The 14,420-nt window shown below is 52.7% G+C and carries 13 protein-coding genes; 6 read left to right on the top strand and 7 right to left on the bottom strand.

Translation table 11 applies throughout. The features are described from left to right. Window positions 1–13 precede the first annotated feature (13 nt). A complete protein-coding gene (locus AC1W8Y_RS03625; protein ID WP_482013102.1) occupies window positions 14–2,302 on the top strand; it encodes a RelA/SpoT family protein in 2,289 nt (762 codons plus the stop codon). 9 nt (window positions 2,303–2,311) lie between these two features. Here AC1W8Y_RS03625 and dctP read toward each other — a convergent pair whose 3' ends face one another. Both dctP and AC1W8Y_RS03635 read right to left on the bottom strand, forming a co-directional pair. Then, on the bottom strand, window positions 2,312–3,352 hold the full coding sequence (gene dctP, locus AC1W8Y_RS03630) for a TRAP transporter substrate-binding protein DctP (protein ID WP_482013103.1): 1,041 nt from the start codon (window positions 3,350–3,352) through the stop codon (window positions 2,312–2,314). Window positions 3,353–3,417: 65 nt separating this feature from the next. Further along, window positions 3,418–4,089 carry an ABC transporter ATP-binding protein gene (locus AC1W8Y_RS03635; RefSeq protein WP_482013104.1) on the bottom strand — a complete coding sequence of 224 codons (672 nt, stop codon included), beginning with the start codon at window positions 4,087–4,089 and terminating at the stop codon, window positions 3,418–3,420. 58 nt (window positions 4,090–4,147) lie between these two features. On the opposite strand from AC1W8Y_RS03635, the gene AC1W8Y_RS03640 reads away from it, so the two are divergent. After that, window positions 4,148–4,861, top strand: a complete 714-nt coding sequence (locus AC1W8Y_RS03640; protein ID WP_482013105.1) for an arylesterase — start codon at window positions 4,148–4,150, stop codon at window positions 4,859–4,861. On the opposite strand, the gene AC1W8Y_RS03645 is transcribed toward AC1W8Y_RS03640, so the two are convergent. After that, complete coding sequence (locus AC1W8Y_RS03645; protein ID WP_482013106.1) at window positions 4,827–6,797, bottom strand: SurA N-terminal domain-containing protein; 1,971 nt, start codon at window positions 6,795–6,797, stop codon at window positions 4,827–4,829. The two genes, AC1W8Y_RS03640 and AC1W8Y_RS03645, sit on opposite strands and share 35 nt — an antisense overlap. 59 nt (window positions 6,798–6,856) lie before the next feature. Here AC1W8Y_RS03645 and ugpQ point away from each other — a divergent pair, with 59 nt between their 5' ends. After that, window positions 6,857–7,600: a glycerophosphodiester phosphodiesterase gene (gene ugpQ, locus AC1W8Y_RS03650; RefSeq protein ID WP_482013107.1), complete on the top strand. Its 744-nt coding sequence runs from the start codon at window positions 6,857–6,859 to the stop codon at window positions 7,598–7,600. 39 nt (window positions 7,601–7,639) lie between these two features. Further along, on the top strand, window positions 7,640–8,497 hold the full coding sequence (locus AC1W8Y_RS03655; RefSeq protein WP_482013108.1) for a 23S rRNA (adenine(2030)-N(6))-methyltransferase RlmJ: 858 nt from the start codon (window positions 7,640–7,642) through the stop codon (window positions 8,495–8,497). A 39-nt stretch (window positions 8,498–8,536) separates the two neighbouring features. On the opposite strand, the gene AC1W8Y_RS03660 is transcribed toward AC1W8Y_RS03655, so the two are convergent. After that, window positions 8,537–9,265 (bottom strand): pseudouridine synthase, encoded by a 729-nt coding sequence (locus AC1W8Y_RS03660; protein ID WP_482013109.1) that lies wholly within the window; start codon window positions 9,263–9,265, stop codon window positions 8,537–8,539. A 21-nt stretch (window positions 9,266–9,286) separates the two neighbouring features. Here AC1W8Y_RS03660 and AC1W8Y_RS03665 point away from each other — a divergent pair, with 21 nt between their 5' ends. Further along, complete coding sequence (locus AC1W8Y_RS03665; RefSeq protein ID WP_482013110.1) at window positions 9,287–9,871, top strand: chorismate--pyruvate lyase family protein; 585 nt, start codon at window positions 9,287–9,289, stop codon at window positions 9,869–9,871. A 20-nt stretch (window positions 9,872–9,891) separates the two neighbouring features. Here AC1W8Y_RS03665 and AC1W8Y_RS03670 read toward each other — a convergent pair whose 3' ends face one another. Next, the gene (locus AC1W8Y_RS03670; RefSeq protein ID WP_482013111.1) at window positions 9,892–10,230 is read right to left on the bottom strand and encodes a P-II family nitrogen regulator; all 339 of its coding nucleotides are present in this window, start codon (window positions 10,228–10,230) and stop codon (window positions 9,892–9,894) included. A 43-nt stretch (window positions 10,231–10,273) separates the two neighbouring features. Further along, complete coding sequence (locus AC1W8Y_RS03675) at window positions 10,274–11,920, bottom strand: NAD+ synthase (RefSeq protein ID WP_482013112.1); 1,647 nt, start codon at window positions 11,918–11,920, stop codon at window positions 10,274–10,276. A 92-nt stretch (window positions 11,921–12,012) separates the two neighbouring features. On the opposite strand from AC1W8Y_RS03675, the gene argH reads away from it, so the two are divergent. After that, a complete protein-coding gene (gene argH / locus AC1W8Y_RS03680) occupies window positions 12,013–13,431 on the top strand; it encodes an argininosuccinate lyase (protein ID WP_482013113.1) in 1,419 nt (472 codons plus the stop codon). Window positions 13,432–13,463: 32 nt separating this feature from the next. On the opposite strand, the gene AC1W8Y_RS03685 is transcribed toward argH, so the two are convergent. Further along, window positions 13,464–14,375, bottom strand: coding sequence for a DMT family transporter (locus AC1W8Y_RS03685; protein WP_482013114.1), 912 nt, complete (start codon window positions 14,373–14,375; stop codon window positions 13,464–13,466). Window positions 14,376–14,420: the final 45 nt, after the last annotated feature.

The following is a 14,420-nucleotide window of genomic DNA, read 5'->3' on the forward strand; positions in this document are numbered from 1 at the left end:
TTGGTAGATCAACATGGACACCCCCGGATTACGGTCTGCGCCACCCGGGTCGCCCATCGTCGCTGCGACTGACTTACCCTTGACCAAACGCTCAAAGAGCGTTGGTGATAAACGGCCCCCGCCCCACTCTGCTAAACCCGTAGAAACGAAGAACGAGCCCGCGATCGCGACGCTGGCCAACCTTCAAGCTGCGCTCGAAGACTACCTCGAGCCGAAAGACATCAATAAAGTCAAAGACGCTTATCGGTTCGCTGATCAGGCGCATCTCGGGCAGTTTCGGTCGAGTGGCTCGCCTTACATTACGCATCCGATCTCCGTCGCTGAAATATGCGCCGGCTGGAAGCTTGACGTCGATGCGTTGCGCGCCGCGCTATTGCACGACGTCATGGAAGACCAAGGCATCACCAAGCAAGAGCTCATCGAGCGTTTTGGGGACGAAGTCGCCACGCTGGTCGACGGGTTATCCAAACTCGATCGCCTAGAGTTTGAGACAAAGGCGCAACAGCAAGCCGAGAGTTTTCGCAAGATGCTACTCGCGATGGCGCGGGATATTCGCGTCATCCTGATCAAGCTTGCCGATCGCTTGCACAACATGCGCACGCTGGATGCGGTCAGCCCAGAAAAGCGTCGGCGCGTGGCACAAGAAACCCTAGAGATCTACGCACCCATTGCCCATCGTCTTGGTCTGAATGCGCTGTTTCGCGAATTGCAAGATATGTGCTTTGCGGCCATTTATCCCAATCGCTATCGGGTGTTACACAAGGCCGTGATGGCCGCCAGAGGTAACCGACGCGAAGTCTTGTCTAAAATCGCTGAAACGGTCAAAGCCGCCCTGCCCGCTGCCGGGATCGAAGCAGATTTGGCGGGTCGCGAAAAGACGCTATTCGGTATCTATCATAAGATGATCGAACAGAAAAAGTCTTTCACCAATGTATTGGATATTTACGGTTTTAGAGTCATCGTGCATACCCTGCCCGAATGCTATTTGGCACTGGGGATTGTTCATCAACTTTATCGACCGGTACCAGGTAAATTCAAAGATTACATTGCTATCCCCAAGGTCAATGGGTACCAGTCTTTGCACACAACGCTGGTTGGCCCCTACGGGACACCCATCGAGTTTCAGTTCCGCACGCATGATATGCATCAAGTTGCTGAGGAAGGCGTAGCTGCGCATTGGTTGTATAAAACCGATGACGTCAAATTAAACGAGTTGCAAAAGAAGACGCACCAGTCACTGCAGTCGCTGCTGGATATTCAAAATCAAACAGGCGATTCAACCGAGTTTCTCGAGCACGTCAAAGTAGATTTGTTTCCGGATGCGGTTTATGTCTTTACACCCAAGGGAAAAATTGTCTCCCTGCCGCGTGGTGCGACCCCGCTAGACTTCGCTTACTCAATCCATACGGATGTGGGTAACCGCGCAGCCAGCTGCAAAGTGAACGGTGAAATTGTTGCCCTTCGCACGACACTATCAAGCGGGGATCACGTTGAGATCATTACCTCTGCGACGGCAATGCCGACGACGCAGTGGCTGAACTACGCGAGAACTGGGCGAGCGCGATCAGAAATAAGATACTTTTTGCGCAATATGCAGTACACCGAATCAGTGGCGTTTGGCGAAAGAATGCTAGGCCAGGCGCTGCAAGATTTAGGCCTTGCGCTTCCCCCTGAAAATCACCCTGCATGGGATAAGCTCGTGCGTTCAAGTGGGGCCAAATCACGCGCTGATGTCCTTGCCGACATTGGCTTAGGCAAGCGTCTCGCCGCCGTTGTTGCCCGACGTTTTGCACCGGATCATCCGCTTGTCGCAACAACGGCGGCAGCGGTCGATGAGATGACCAACGCAAAAACGAATACCATCCTGATCCATGGCAACGAGGGACAAGCAGTACAACTGGCCCCCTGTTGTGGTCCCCTGCCGGGCGATGCCATCATCGCGGTTATCCGCGAGGGACATGGTTTAGTCGTTCACACCAATGAGTGCCCGACGGCCACCCGTACGCGGTCGAAAGAACCCGAGCGCTGGATCAACGTCGCGTGGGCCAACGAAACCTCGCAGCACTTTGCCGCTCGCATTGAAATCGTGGCGCGAAATGAACGAGGGGTTTTAGGCAGAATTGCCGCCGAAATTGCTCAAGCAGACTCGAATATTGTGCACGTCACGATGCATGAGGACTCGGTCAATACGATTTGGGTGAATATGACCGTGCAGGTCGACAGCAGAAAGCACCTTGCCCAGGTGTTTCGTGCCATCCGACGTGTCAACCAAGTGGAGAAGATCGTACGGGTAAAAACCTAGGCGACTTGATCAGTGTTTGGCCTGCACGCCGAGCGATTTGCCGATCGTGGCATTGAAGTCGTCGACACACGATTGATTGCACTGCTTGGCCCAAACTGGCAGCACCTTTTGTATCGCGGTCTTTTGAACCAACGCCTCATCAGCAGGCGAAGGTTGCACCAACTTCATCTTTGCTTTGCTCGGGAACGGACAAGCTTTAGCGCCGGTTAGGCAGGCTATCCCCTTCTGATTATCAGCTAGCGCATAATCCCACAGCTGATCGGTAAGACGTTTGATCTCAGTCGTTAAAAAGGCCTGCAATGGTGGGGTGAATTTATCCCAGACCGTCTGATTGACGGTGTAGGCTTGGTGGTTCCAGCCCAGCGGGATGGCATAAATATGGTGAGCCCATTTGTACCAATCTGCTTTGAACGCAACCATACTGGCGGCAATCGCACAATCAATCGTTTTGTTTTGAAAAGCCTCGGCGACCTCGCCGACAGCAAGCACTTTAGCCTTAGCCCCAAAAGCCTGCACCAGTTCAGCTTGCGATCGCGTGTTTGTTCGAACGGTTCGCCCCTTCAATTGTGAAGGCTGTTGAATTGCCGAACGACAAAATAGCAATTGAGGGGGGCCAGCGGCCATGCCAAGCAACTTGACACCATACATCCGGCGATAGGTCTCTGCCAATACCCGTTCAAACTGTTCAGCGCTCGATTTAGCCAGTTTCAAATCGGACACTAAACCGGCAATATTCATGGCCTCGTTAATTGGCTGATCAGTCAGATAGTAGGACAAAGGCACCGTCGATAATGGGACGACACCCGTGCCGGTTAATTTCAGCAGGTCAGGCCCTTTAATGCCCACTTCATCAAACCCTTTGATCTCAACCGTGACTCGGCCTTTCGCATCAGCGGGTAGTAATTTAGTCCAAAACGGGACCTCTACGTTGGTGTAAACCGAGCGCGTGCTGAGACTACCGAGCACGACAAGCTCAGTCTGAGGGAGTTCTTCGGCGTGCGACATGTTGATCAACAATATCGTCAGCAGCCACCCTAGCGCACGTCTCATGCGTTGTCCTCGCTCATGTTTGATCAAGCATTTTAACCATCCAACCCGCTTGTGCATATGCTCGTTTACTCGACCAGTCGGCCCTGTTCGAGAACCAGCTGTCTTTTGCACCGTTTGGCCAAATGAAGGTCATGGGTCACCAGAATCAGCGTATTTTGGCTCATGCGCTGCATTTCAAACATGAGTTCGATAATCCGCTCGCCTGTGACCGTATCAAGGCTGCCCGTGGGTTCATCCGCCAAAACCAGAGACGGGTGTTGAACAAAGGCACGAGCAATACAGACTCTTTGCTGTTCACCCCCTGACAGCGTTGCGGGGTAGTGCTTGAATCGATTGCTGAGCCCCACGCTGCGCAAAAGCTGCTCAGCTGGTTCACGGGCGGCTTGGTTTTGTAGCTCAAGCGGTAACATCACGTTTTCGAGAGCGGTTAAATTCGGCAGTAATTCAAATGACTGAAACACGAAGCCAATCTTCGCCGCCCGCAATCGAGCCCTGCCGTCTTCATCAAGATCAAACAGAGAAATCCCATCGATTGACACTTTGCCAGCGCTGGGGATATCCAACCCAGCCATTAGGCCAAGCAAGGTTGACTTGCCTGAGCCTGAAGCCCCTGTAATCGCGACCGAATCACCGCGCGTGATCGTAAAATCGATATTATCCAGAATCGTCAACAGGCCTTGGGCATCGGTGACGTATTTACTAAGACCAGAAACTTCTACTGCAGCATCAATTGTCATGTCAAAGCACTTTAAACGTTATTTCAAACGGACTCACGCGATCATACGACCGATAGTCATGACGGTGTTGATGAATCGAGCAACAGTCGCTGTTGTTTGCCGATTGACGGTTGTGGTTGCGTTTGCCCTGTCGTTTGCCCTGTCGTTAGCATTGGCCCCAGCTGCTCGTGCTCAACAGCCTGCCGAGGTCTACACGATTCTGGTCATGGGTGACAGTTTGTCCGCTGAGTATGGATTGCGGCGAGACACCGGTTGGATCAAATTGCTTGAACGCGACTTGAATCAGCCAGCAAACAAGCTCAATCGACGAATAGAGATCTTCAACGCCAGTATTAGCGGTGAAACCACCAGCGGGGGTGCCCATCGATTGCCCGAGCAACTTAGTCTACATCATCCTGATCTGGTGATCATCGAGCTAGGGGCCAATGATGCCTTGCGCGGCCTGGCGATCCAGGCGACCCAAGACAATCTGAGAAACATGGTCAAACAGTCGCAAGCTACTCGCGCCCAAGTGCTGATCCTCGGGATGCAAATCCCGCCCAATTACGGTCGAGATTACACGCAGAAGTTCAAGCAACTATTTCACGATGTGGCGATAGAAACTGGCAGCTCAGAAGTACCGTTCTTTTTGGAGGCAATTGCGGCACAACGGGACATGTTTCAAGCAGACGGATTGCACCCTGTCGAAGTGGCACAACCCCTCTTGATGCAAACCGTTAAAGCGACGTTGTTGCCGCTTATTGTTTCGGCTCGTCCAGTTCGCCAGAAATAACTTTAGCGGCTGTCGGCAACAGCTCAACCTGATAGGTCTGACGCAAGACAGCCAAGGCAGCGCGTTCTTCGGCACCGCCCAACGCTTGAGCTAACTCTTGCCTCAATTGCGTTAACTGGCCGGGCTCGGGCGTTGCAGCCGCCTCTACTTTGTTGAGCGCAATCACCTCGTAGCCAGCGGCTGCTGGCAATGCGACAAACTGCGGCAGGGATTTAGCATCAAGCGTCATGACCGTGTCGAGTTGCGCTTTAGTGATCGAGTCACGGCTTTGACGCGAAACGGTGATCGCAGGATCAAAACCCTTAAGCTTTATGGCACTGTGATCAGCTTTTAGCTCGTCGACTCGCTTGAGTGCTGCGGCCTTTGCAAGTTCAATTGCCTTTTCGACGGATAACTTTTGCCGAATCAGCTCAGTCACCTCTGTCAGCGCAGGCACGTGGGCCTCATTGATCTGAGAGACTCGCAACGCCAGCATCGTGTCGGGAGACAAGGTGATTACACCGGAGTTCAGCCGACTCTTAAATACATCGGGCGAAAAGGCTGTTTGAGCCACTTTGGGATTATTCAGAACGACAGCCTCAGCAGATGAATCTGCTAATTTACTGCCGCCTTGATCAGGCGGCAAAAGACCTGACCTGGACAAACCCTCGGCGCTAGAAATAGGCAAACCCAGAGCATCTGCTACAGGCTTAAGACTGTCGCGCTGATCGTAAATGAGCTTGGTCATCTTGTCAGACATCGTAGCAAAGCGATCAGCCGCAATTTGTTTGCGAATCTCACTCACGATGTCAGCTTTGACGTCAGCGAGTGCTTTTACGGTGACCGGTTGTATATCAGTCACGTAGATGACATGGTAACCAAAAGGGCTTTCGATCGGGCCAGCAATCTTGCCTTTCTCTAACGAAAAAATGGACGATTCAACCTGTGGGACGAGCATGCCTTTGGCGATCCAGCCTAAATCACCGCCTGAGTCTTTCGAACCGCTATCTTGTGAGTATTTTTTTGCAAGATCGGCAAATTCTTTAGGACGAGCCTCTGCTTGTTTCGTGAGTTCAGCCGCGAGTTCTTGTGCCTTGGCTTTAATGTCTGCCTTTGCTTCAGCTGCCACTTCGATCAGGATATGACTGACCCGCCGCCGCTCAGGCTGGCTGTACCGAGCCTGGTTTTGTTTATAAAAAGCTTCAACATCTGCATCGGATACCGTGATGTCCTTTGAAGCAGCACTCTCATTGACGAGCAGATATTCGATATTCACACTCTCAGGGATTTTTAAACTTGCCTGATTCGCGTCATACCAAGCACTGATCTGCTCAGGTGTGATGGAGATCCCTTTTTTGTAAGCGTCTGCATTAAATACTTGCACTGCGATGGTGCGCTTTTCTCCGAGTAACGCGGCAAATTTTTGCACCACTGCCTCTGGCACCATCACACTGCCCGAGATTGAACTCAGCACTTGGGACAGCGACAAATCACGTCTGAGGGTGTTTTCAAAACCTGCGGCGGTCATGCCTTGCGAAGCAAGAATTTGCTTATAGCGCTCTGAGGAGAACTGCCCATCCTGTTGCACTGCAGGGATGGAAGCGATGGTGCGACGAAGGGTTTCATCTGAAACAGTGAAATGCCCCTTCTCTGCGGCAATAGCGATGGTCTTTTGGTCAATCAGGTTATCCAACACCTGCTTGCGCATGGTGGCTGTGTCAAGTGCTGCGGGGTCAAACTGGCCGCCCAACGCATTTTGATATTGATCCAGCTGGGCTTTACGGGCTCGGTTGAACTCACTCAGCGTGATACCGATACCATCGACGGTGGCTAACTCAGGTTCACGGTTCATGAAGCTGGTATAGCTTTGCACACCGAAAAATGCGAAAGACGGCAGAATAAGCAGGATTAATATGCCCTGCATCCAGCGCTGATGCTGACGAATGAATTCAAACATGAATGAGGTTTGGAGCCTAAAATAAGGTTGCGAGTTTAACACCAGCGGAACCTCTTGCAATGAAATCACTCAGGCCCTGGCCTTACCCTCGGATGATCGCCCATCGTGGTGCTGGCAAATTAGCCCCCGAAAACACCCTCGCAGCGATGCGTTTGGGCCATTCGTTTGGCTACAACATGTTTGAATTTGACGTCAAGCTCACTCAAGATCACATCCCCGTGCTGTTGCATGACACCAATCTGGATCGAACCACCAACGCCGCAGGTCGCGCGGGCGATTACCGACTCAGTGAGCTCGCGCAACTGGATGCGGGTAGCTGGCACAGCTTGCGCTACGCGGGTGAGCCCATCCCCACTTTGCAAAATATCGCCAACTATCTTGTCAACAACGGGTTGACCTGCAATGTTGAAATAAAGCCCTCGCCGGGCGATGAAACGATCACTGGCACCATTGTCGCTCAGCTGACCCAGCAGTACTGGCAAGCAGCAAGCAGCAAGCCTGTCTTATCATCGTTTTCGTTCGATAGCCTGGAGGCCGCTCGCGCGGCTTGCCCTGCGCTACCCAGGGGCTTTCTCACGAATGAATTGCCTGATAACTGGTTGCAACTGTTGACAGACCTAGACTGCACATCGCTTCATTTATCGCAGCGATGCGTGACACAGGAGTTAGTGACTGATGTTAAAAAGGCGGGATTTCGAGTCGCCGTCTGGACGGTCAACACCGCAGCTGCCACCCAAGAACTCTTGCAATGGGGAGTCGATTCAGTCATTACCGATTGTGTCGATACCATTGCTGCGTCTTGACCCTCTCATTTAAGCCTTTTCACGGCACCGGAGTCCATATTGTTCAGTTACCGCCACGCTTTTCACGCAGGCAATCACGCAGACGTTCTCAAACATCTGGTGCTCGTTCATCTTTTCGACTACTACAACCAGAAAGCTGCACCCTACTGGTTTATTGATCTACATGCTGGTGCGGGTGCCTATGATTTAGAAGGGAAATGGGCTCAAACGAAAGGCGAATATATTGACGGTATCGCGCGAATCTGGGATAAACCCGCCGCCCCGAAGGCTGTCTTGGCATATTTGGACGAAATCAAAGCGCTCAACCCGGACGGCGAATTGCGCTACTACCCGGGATCGCCCTGGATCGCCCTTCAAATGGTGCGTGCAACCGACAAACTGCGATTATTCGAATTACATCCCAGTGAAGTCGAGATCCTGAATATGAATCTCGACGCCCACGGCAATCGCATCCCTCGCCAAACCACGGTTTTCGAAACAGACGGCTTTGCGGGTCTTAAAGGGCAAATTCCGCCAGCCACTCGACGGGCAATCGTGCTGATTGACCCGTCTTATGAAGACAAACAGGACTATCGTCGGGCAATGGATACGTTGAAGGACGCCGTGCAACGGTTTGCAACCGGTTGTTATGCCGTTTGGTATCCACAGATCCAACGACTCGAAGCACAACAAATGGTGCGACAACTCGATCGGCTGGACGTGAAATCATGGCTACATGTGAGTTTGACCGTCAAAAAGTCGAGCCCTGACGGGGTCGGATTAAACGGTAGCGGCATGTTTATTGTGAATCCTCCCTACACCCTGAAAGATGCGCTCAAGCCTGTCATGCCTTGGCTGGTCAAACATCTGGGGCAAGACGATCGCGCCACCTACAAACTTGAGGATAGATCGGCGTAACTGTCAGGGGCGCAGGGTCAAGCAACGGCAAGACCTCGCTTAAAACCGTTCGTTAGGCCTCAGATAGCGCCATTGCCCTGGCGGCAGATCACCGAGTTTGACATTGCCGACTCTCACGCGCTTTAAGCCCACGACTTTTAGGCCAACCAGCTCGCACATCCGTCTGATTTGGCGTTTTTTGCCTTCTTTCAAAATAAACTGCAACTGATCTTCATTCTGCCAACGCACTTGGGCTGGTTTCAATGGCTTACCGTCAAGTGACAATCCCACATTGAGCAAAGCCAGGCCTCGTTCGGTCAGCTTGCCACTGACTCGGACAAGATATTCTTTTTCGACATCTGAATTTTCGCCAATTAATTGCCGTGCCACACGGCCGTCTTGTGTTAGGACCAACAAGCCCGTCGAATCGATATCGAGCCGGCCAGCCACCGCGATCCCGCGCAGGTGGGCGCGTTCAAAACGGATCGTTGTTTTGTCATTTTCCCATTGGCTTCGAGATTCAATCAAGGCGACAGCCGGGGTATAGCCATCTTCAGCCTGCCCAGAAACATAGCCCATTGGTTTATGTATCAAAATCGTCACCGATTGCGCTTGGTGCTGCGCGGCAGAGCGATCAAGCGTCAGCTTTTGATGAGGGAAAGCCCGTTCGCCCAGTACGGCGACCACCCCATCTACCTTTACCCAGCCTTTTTCAATGTAGGCATCTGCCTCGCGGCGAGAGCAGAGGCCTTGTTCAGCCATCAGCTTTGATATTCTTACTTTCTCCATACTTGCGATAATACAACCTGAATGAGAAACCCGACGAATCGATTGAATTGGTTGCAACGCCCCTCACCCATGACCTCGCGGATCCAGCGCGGCTGGTTGACTCGTGCTGGTGCTTTGACCACAGGGCTAAGACAGTTAGGGGTTGTTAAGTTGCGAGTGTTGAGACAACATATCAGCGTTGCGCACGCCGACGAAGCTCAACTGCTCAAATTACCCCCGCGCCATTTGGTTTGGACCCGTGAAATCAGTATGTCGATTCAAGATGAGTTATGCGTCGTCGCCCGCAGCGTGACGCCGCTGACCGCAACCCGTAGCCACTGGAAAGGCATCAGGGGCTTAAAAGCCCGCCCACTCGCAGACATTCTCTATCAAGACAAGACGATCAGCCGATCTAATTTTGCTATGTGCCGCATTAAACGGCCTGCCCCGCTCTATCGGTTAGCGCTCAACGCGCTTGAAGGGCCACCTAACGTCGGCCTCCTGGCGAGACGATCCGTTTTCAGGCGAGCGCGCCAGCCTTTGATGGTGTCAGAGTGCTTTCTGCCCGCCTTCTGGCGCTTACTCGAGCGTCAGTCGTTGACCATAGGGATGGTCAACGCACGTTAAGCCAGCCGGTCGCTCAGCACTTAGAGCGCTTCGTCACCCTGCTCGCCCGTGCGGATACGAATCGATTGTTCGACGGGCATGACGAAAATCTTGCCGTCACCAATTTTGCCTGTCCGAGCCGATTTGAGCAGTGCCTCGATGACGCTGTCGACTAACTCATCTGCGACCACCATCTCAATTCTGATTTTTGGCAGAAAATCCACGACGTATTCAGCGCCTCGATACAGTTCGGTGTGCCCCTTCTGACGACCAAAGCCTTTGACTTCAGTCACCGTCAAGCCATTGACCCCTACCTCTGCCAAAGCCTCACGGACTTCGTCGAGTTTGAACGGTTTGATAATTGCGGTCACTTGTTTCATGTTGAATCCTGTCTGTGAATCGTTATCTTCTTGCGGATTTTACCTATTCCCTAAAGCCGTTGACTAAGGGATAACGCCAGTCTCGGCCAAATGCCCTTGAGGTCACCCGAGGGCCGGGCTGGCTTTGGCGACGTTTGTATTCGTTAATGCGAATCAGACGGACGATCTGATTGATATCATCCGTTCGGTAGCCAGCGTCAAGCAATTGCGAGATTGGCTCATTGCCCTCAATGTAACGTTCAATGATCCCGTCAATCACTTCGTAGGCAGGCAAGCTATCCTGATCAGTCTGATCAGGCCGCAACTCGGCAGAAGGTGGGCGCGTAATGATGCGGTCGGGGATGACTTCAACCACGCGATTGCGCCAACGTGCCAGTCGATAGACCAAGGTCTTTGCGACATCTTTCAACACGGCAAAACCGCCGGCCATATCGCCATACAACGTGCAATACCCCGTCGACAGTTCGCTTTTGTTGCCCGTTGTCAACACCAAATGGCCAAATTTATTGGATAAGGCCATGAGCAACGTCCCGCGAATACGGGCCTGGATGTTCTCTTCTGTCGTATCGGGCGCTCGACCTTGCATGAGCGGTGAAAGACTTGCCTCAAACGCTTGAGTCAACGCTGAAATGGCGATGACGTCATATTTCACCCCCAGGCGCTTGGCCATGTCTTGTGCGTCGATCTGCGAAATATCTGCCGTGTAACGTGAGGGCATCATGACTGCATTGACTCGATCCGCACCGAGGGCATCAACGGCCACGGCCATCACGACAGCCGAATCAATCCCACCTGACAAGCCTAATACGATAGATTTAAAGCCTGATTTGGTCACATAATCGTGAACCCCCAACGTGAGTGCCCCCCAAACTTGGGTTTCAAGGTCGGCAATCTCGGCGCTCAGTGATTCATCCACGGCTCGCTGGTTGGGCGAAGAAACGAGATCACCCTCTGCGGTCACCTCGACGTAGCGCAGATCAGAAGCAAAATCCGCAGCACGTACGACCAGCTGACCGTTGCGATTCATGGCAAAGGAAGCGCCATCAAACACTAACTCATCCTGACCGCCCGCCAAGTTGGCATAGACCAGCGCGCATCCCGTCGCACGAACAGCGGTTTGGCACACAGTATTTCGTTCAGCCTGCTTGCCGATATTAAATGGCGACGCATTGGGGACCAACAAAACCTGAGCACCCGCTTCGGCCGCCGCGCTTGGGGCATCCGAGAACCAGACGTCTTCGCACACGTTAATCCCGAACCGTATCCCGTCGACGTTAAACACGAGGGCGTGGTTGTCGCCGGCAAAATGGCGTTTCTCGTCAAACACCGAGTAATTCGGCAGTTCATGCTTGTAATAAACACCCAGCGTTTTCCCATCAGCCAAGACTGATGCCGCATTGCGCAAACCGCCCGTTGCCATCACCGGATGGCCCAACACCACATGCAATCCCTCGCATTCAGCCAGATCAGCCCGCAAACGATCAAAAACAAGCAGCGCCTGATCGACAAAAGCTGGTCTCAAGAGCAGGTCTTCAGGGGGATAGCCTGACAGCACAAGCTCAGGGGTGAGCAACAGTCTCGCACCCGCCGCGTGCGCGCTGCGAGCCGCCTCAAGTACTTTTTTGGCATTACCCTCTAAATCGCCCACACAAGCGTTTATCTGCGCGATGCCAATTTTTATCGCAGCCATGATGATCTCTGATTCTCTGCTAGGATTGATTTTCTTGATCAAAATTATCGCACGCTAACCCGCCAAGTGCCGGGCTCTATAATCCAGTTACGATGAAAAATCCTAATCAATCTCCCGACGACCAATTTGCAAAGAAATCGCAGGCCTGGTCCGCCCGCTTCTCTGAACCAGTGACAGAGCTGGTCAAGCGCTACACCGCCTCGGTGTACTTTGATAACCGGATGGCACAGTTTGATATTCAGGGCTCGATCGCTCACGCCACGATGCTCAAGACGGTCGGGGTCATCAGTCAAGAAGATTTAGCAAGCATCGAACACGGGATGGCTCAAATATCCACTGAGATTGCTGAAGGCCGTTTTGAATGGCTGCTCGATCTCGAAGATGTGCATCTCAATATCGAAAAACGCTTGGTTGATTTAATTGGGGATGCAGGTAAAAGACTACACACTGGCCGCTCGCGCAACGACCAAGTGGCCACCGACATCCGACTCTGGGTGCGTGCCGAAATCGACCAGTTAGTCGCCCTGCTCAGCCAAATCAGGCACGCCTTGGCCAAAGTTGCACTCGAACAGGCAGACACGATTTTGCCGGGATTCACTCATTTGCAAGTGGCGCAGCCTGTCACCTTTGGGCACCATTTGCTGGCGTATGCAGAAATGTTCGGGCGCGACACAGCGAGACTAATCGACTGCCGAAAGCGAGTAAACGTGTTGCCTTTAGGGGCTGCGGCACTGGCCGGGACAAGCTATCCGATCGATCGCCTGCAGGTCGCCCAACTCCTTGGGTTTGAAGCCGTTTGCGCTAACTCGCTGGACGCGGTCTCTGACCGAGACTTCGCGATTGAGTTTTGTGCCGCGGCGGCGTTGATCATGACCCACATTTCTCGGTTGTCCGAAGAGCTGGTGCTCTGGATGAGCCCACGGGTTGGTTTTATTGACCTGGCCGATCGATTTTGTACCGGCAGTTCAATCATGCCCCAAAAGAAAAACCCCGACGTACCAGAACTTGCCCGTGGCAAGACCGGTCGCGTCAACGGGCATCTTGTTGCCTTATTGACGCTCATGAAAGGGCAACCGCTGGCCTACAACAAAGACAACCAAGAAGACAAGGAAGGGCTTTTCGATACGGCAGACACGGTTCGCGATACCTTGACCATCTTTGTCGATCTGATTGGTGGTATCAAAGTCAAAGCTGACGCCATGCGTGCGGCAGCACTCCAAGGTTATGCAACAGCGACTGATCTGGCGGATTATTTAGTCAAAAAAGGTTTGCCCTTCAGAGATGCCCATGAAACTGTCGCGCATGCTGTTCGTGAATGCGAGCAAAAAGGCTGCGATATCGCCGATTTATCACTCGTTGAGCTCAAGCAGTTGCACCCTTCTATCGAAGAAGACGTATTTGCTGTGTTAACGCTTGAGGGGTCCGTCGCCTCAAGATCACATATTGGCGGGACAGCCCCCATCAGAGTGAGAGAGGCAGCGAAGAAAATTTTGGATGAGCCGATTTTGTAAAAATGATTAACGACAGGTCTCGCGATCGATATCTATCGTCGCAGTCCCAAGGTGATCACTGTTGCGACGACGATGCAAGCGCCGATTACCTGAATCGGTGCGATCGACTGGCCAAGAATCAACCAGCCCAACCCGAGAGCGCAAATCGGTTCGATGTTCATGATGGCTGAATTGCCAACGGCCCCTATTCTGGGCAATACGGTAAAAAGTATCGTGAAGCCTGTGCCGTAAAAAACGGTCAAGCCGGCTAAACCGCCCCACCCCGCAGGCTCGGTTGGCCAATGCAAGCCTCCCGTGGCTTCTACAACCATGAATGTCAACGTTGCAACAGTCGCTGTGATCACCCCTGTGCGTACTCGCCCATCCAAATCGCCCGCTTCATATTGCGTGAGCACCAAGGCGAGGCCGAATGTGATCGCCGCCGTCAGCGCAAACGCAACGCCTGCGCCAATCTCAAGCCATTGTCCTTGGATACCCAGGCCTGACGACGTCCCTAAAACATCGAGTGCGAGTGCTAATCCGATCAGCAACACAGGCATGGATTTCAGCACCATGACGGGGGTTTTTTCGCGGTAGAGCACACGCGCCCAGAAGGTGATGCACAGGGGATAGGTGTTGAACGCGAGTAAAGCCAGGGAAACAGGCAGTCGGGCAACGGCAGAGTAGAGAGAAAATCCCTGCACAGACATCAAGATGCCGATGACTGGCATGATTTGCCAATGACGTCGCGTCCACCTTACCTGCACCTTTTGCAGACGCACCAGTATCAGCATGACAATGACAATCATGAGACTGCGCACGACGACGGCCGTACCCACGCTCAAACCATGGTTAAAAGCGATACGAGCAGAAATATGATTGGATCCCATCAGAACCCCTACCAACAAAAGGGTCGCAAATGCCGTCCCGGAAAGTGAGTTTGTAGGTTTACGTTGGTCAGGCATTTGAGGGCATTTTCTCTGGTCAGGGAGTGCTAGAATCGGGCAAAG

Source organism: Jezberella sp., from assembly GCF_964834465.1.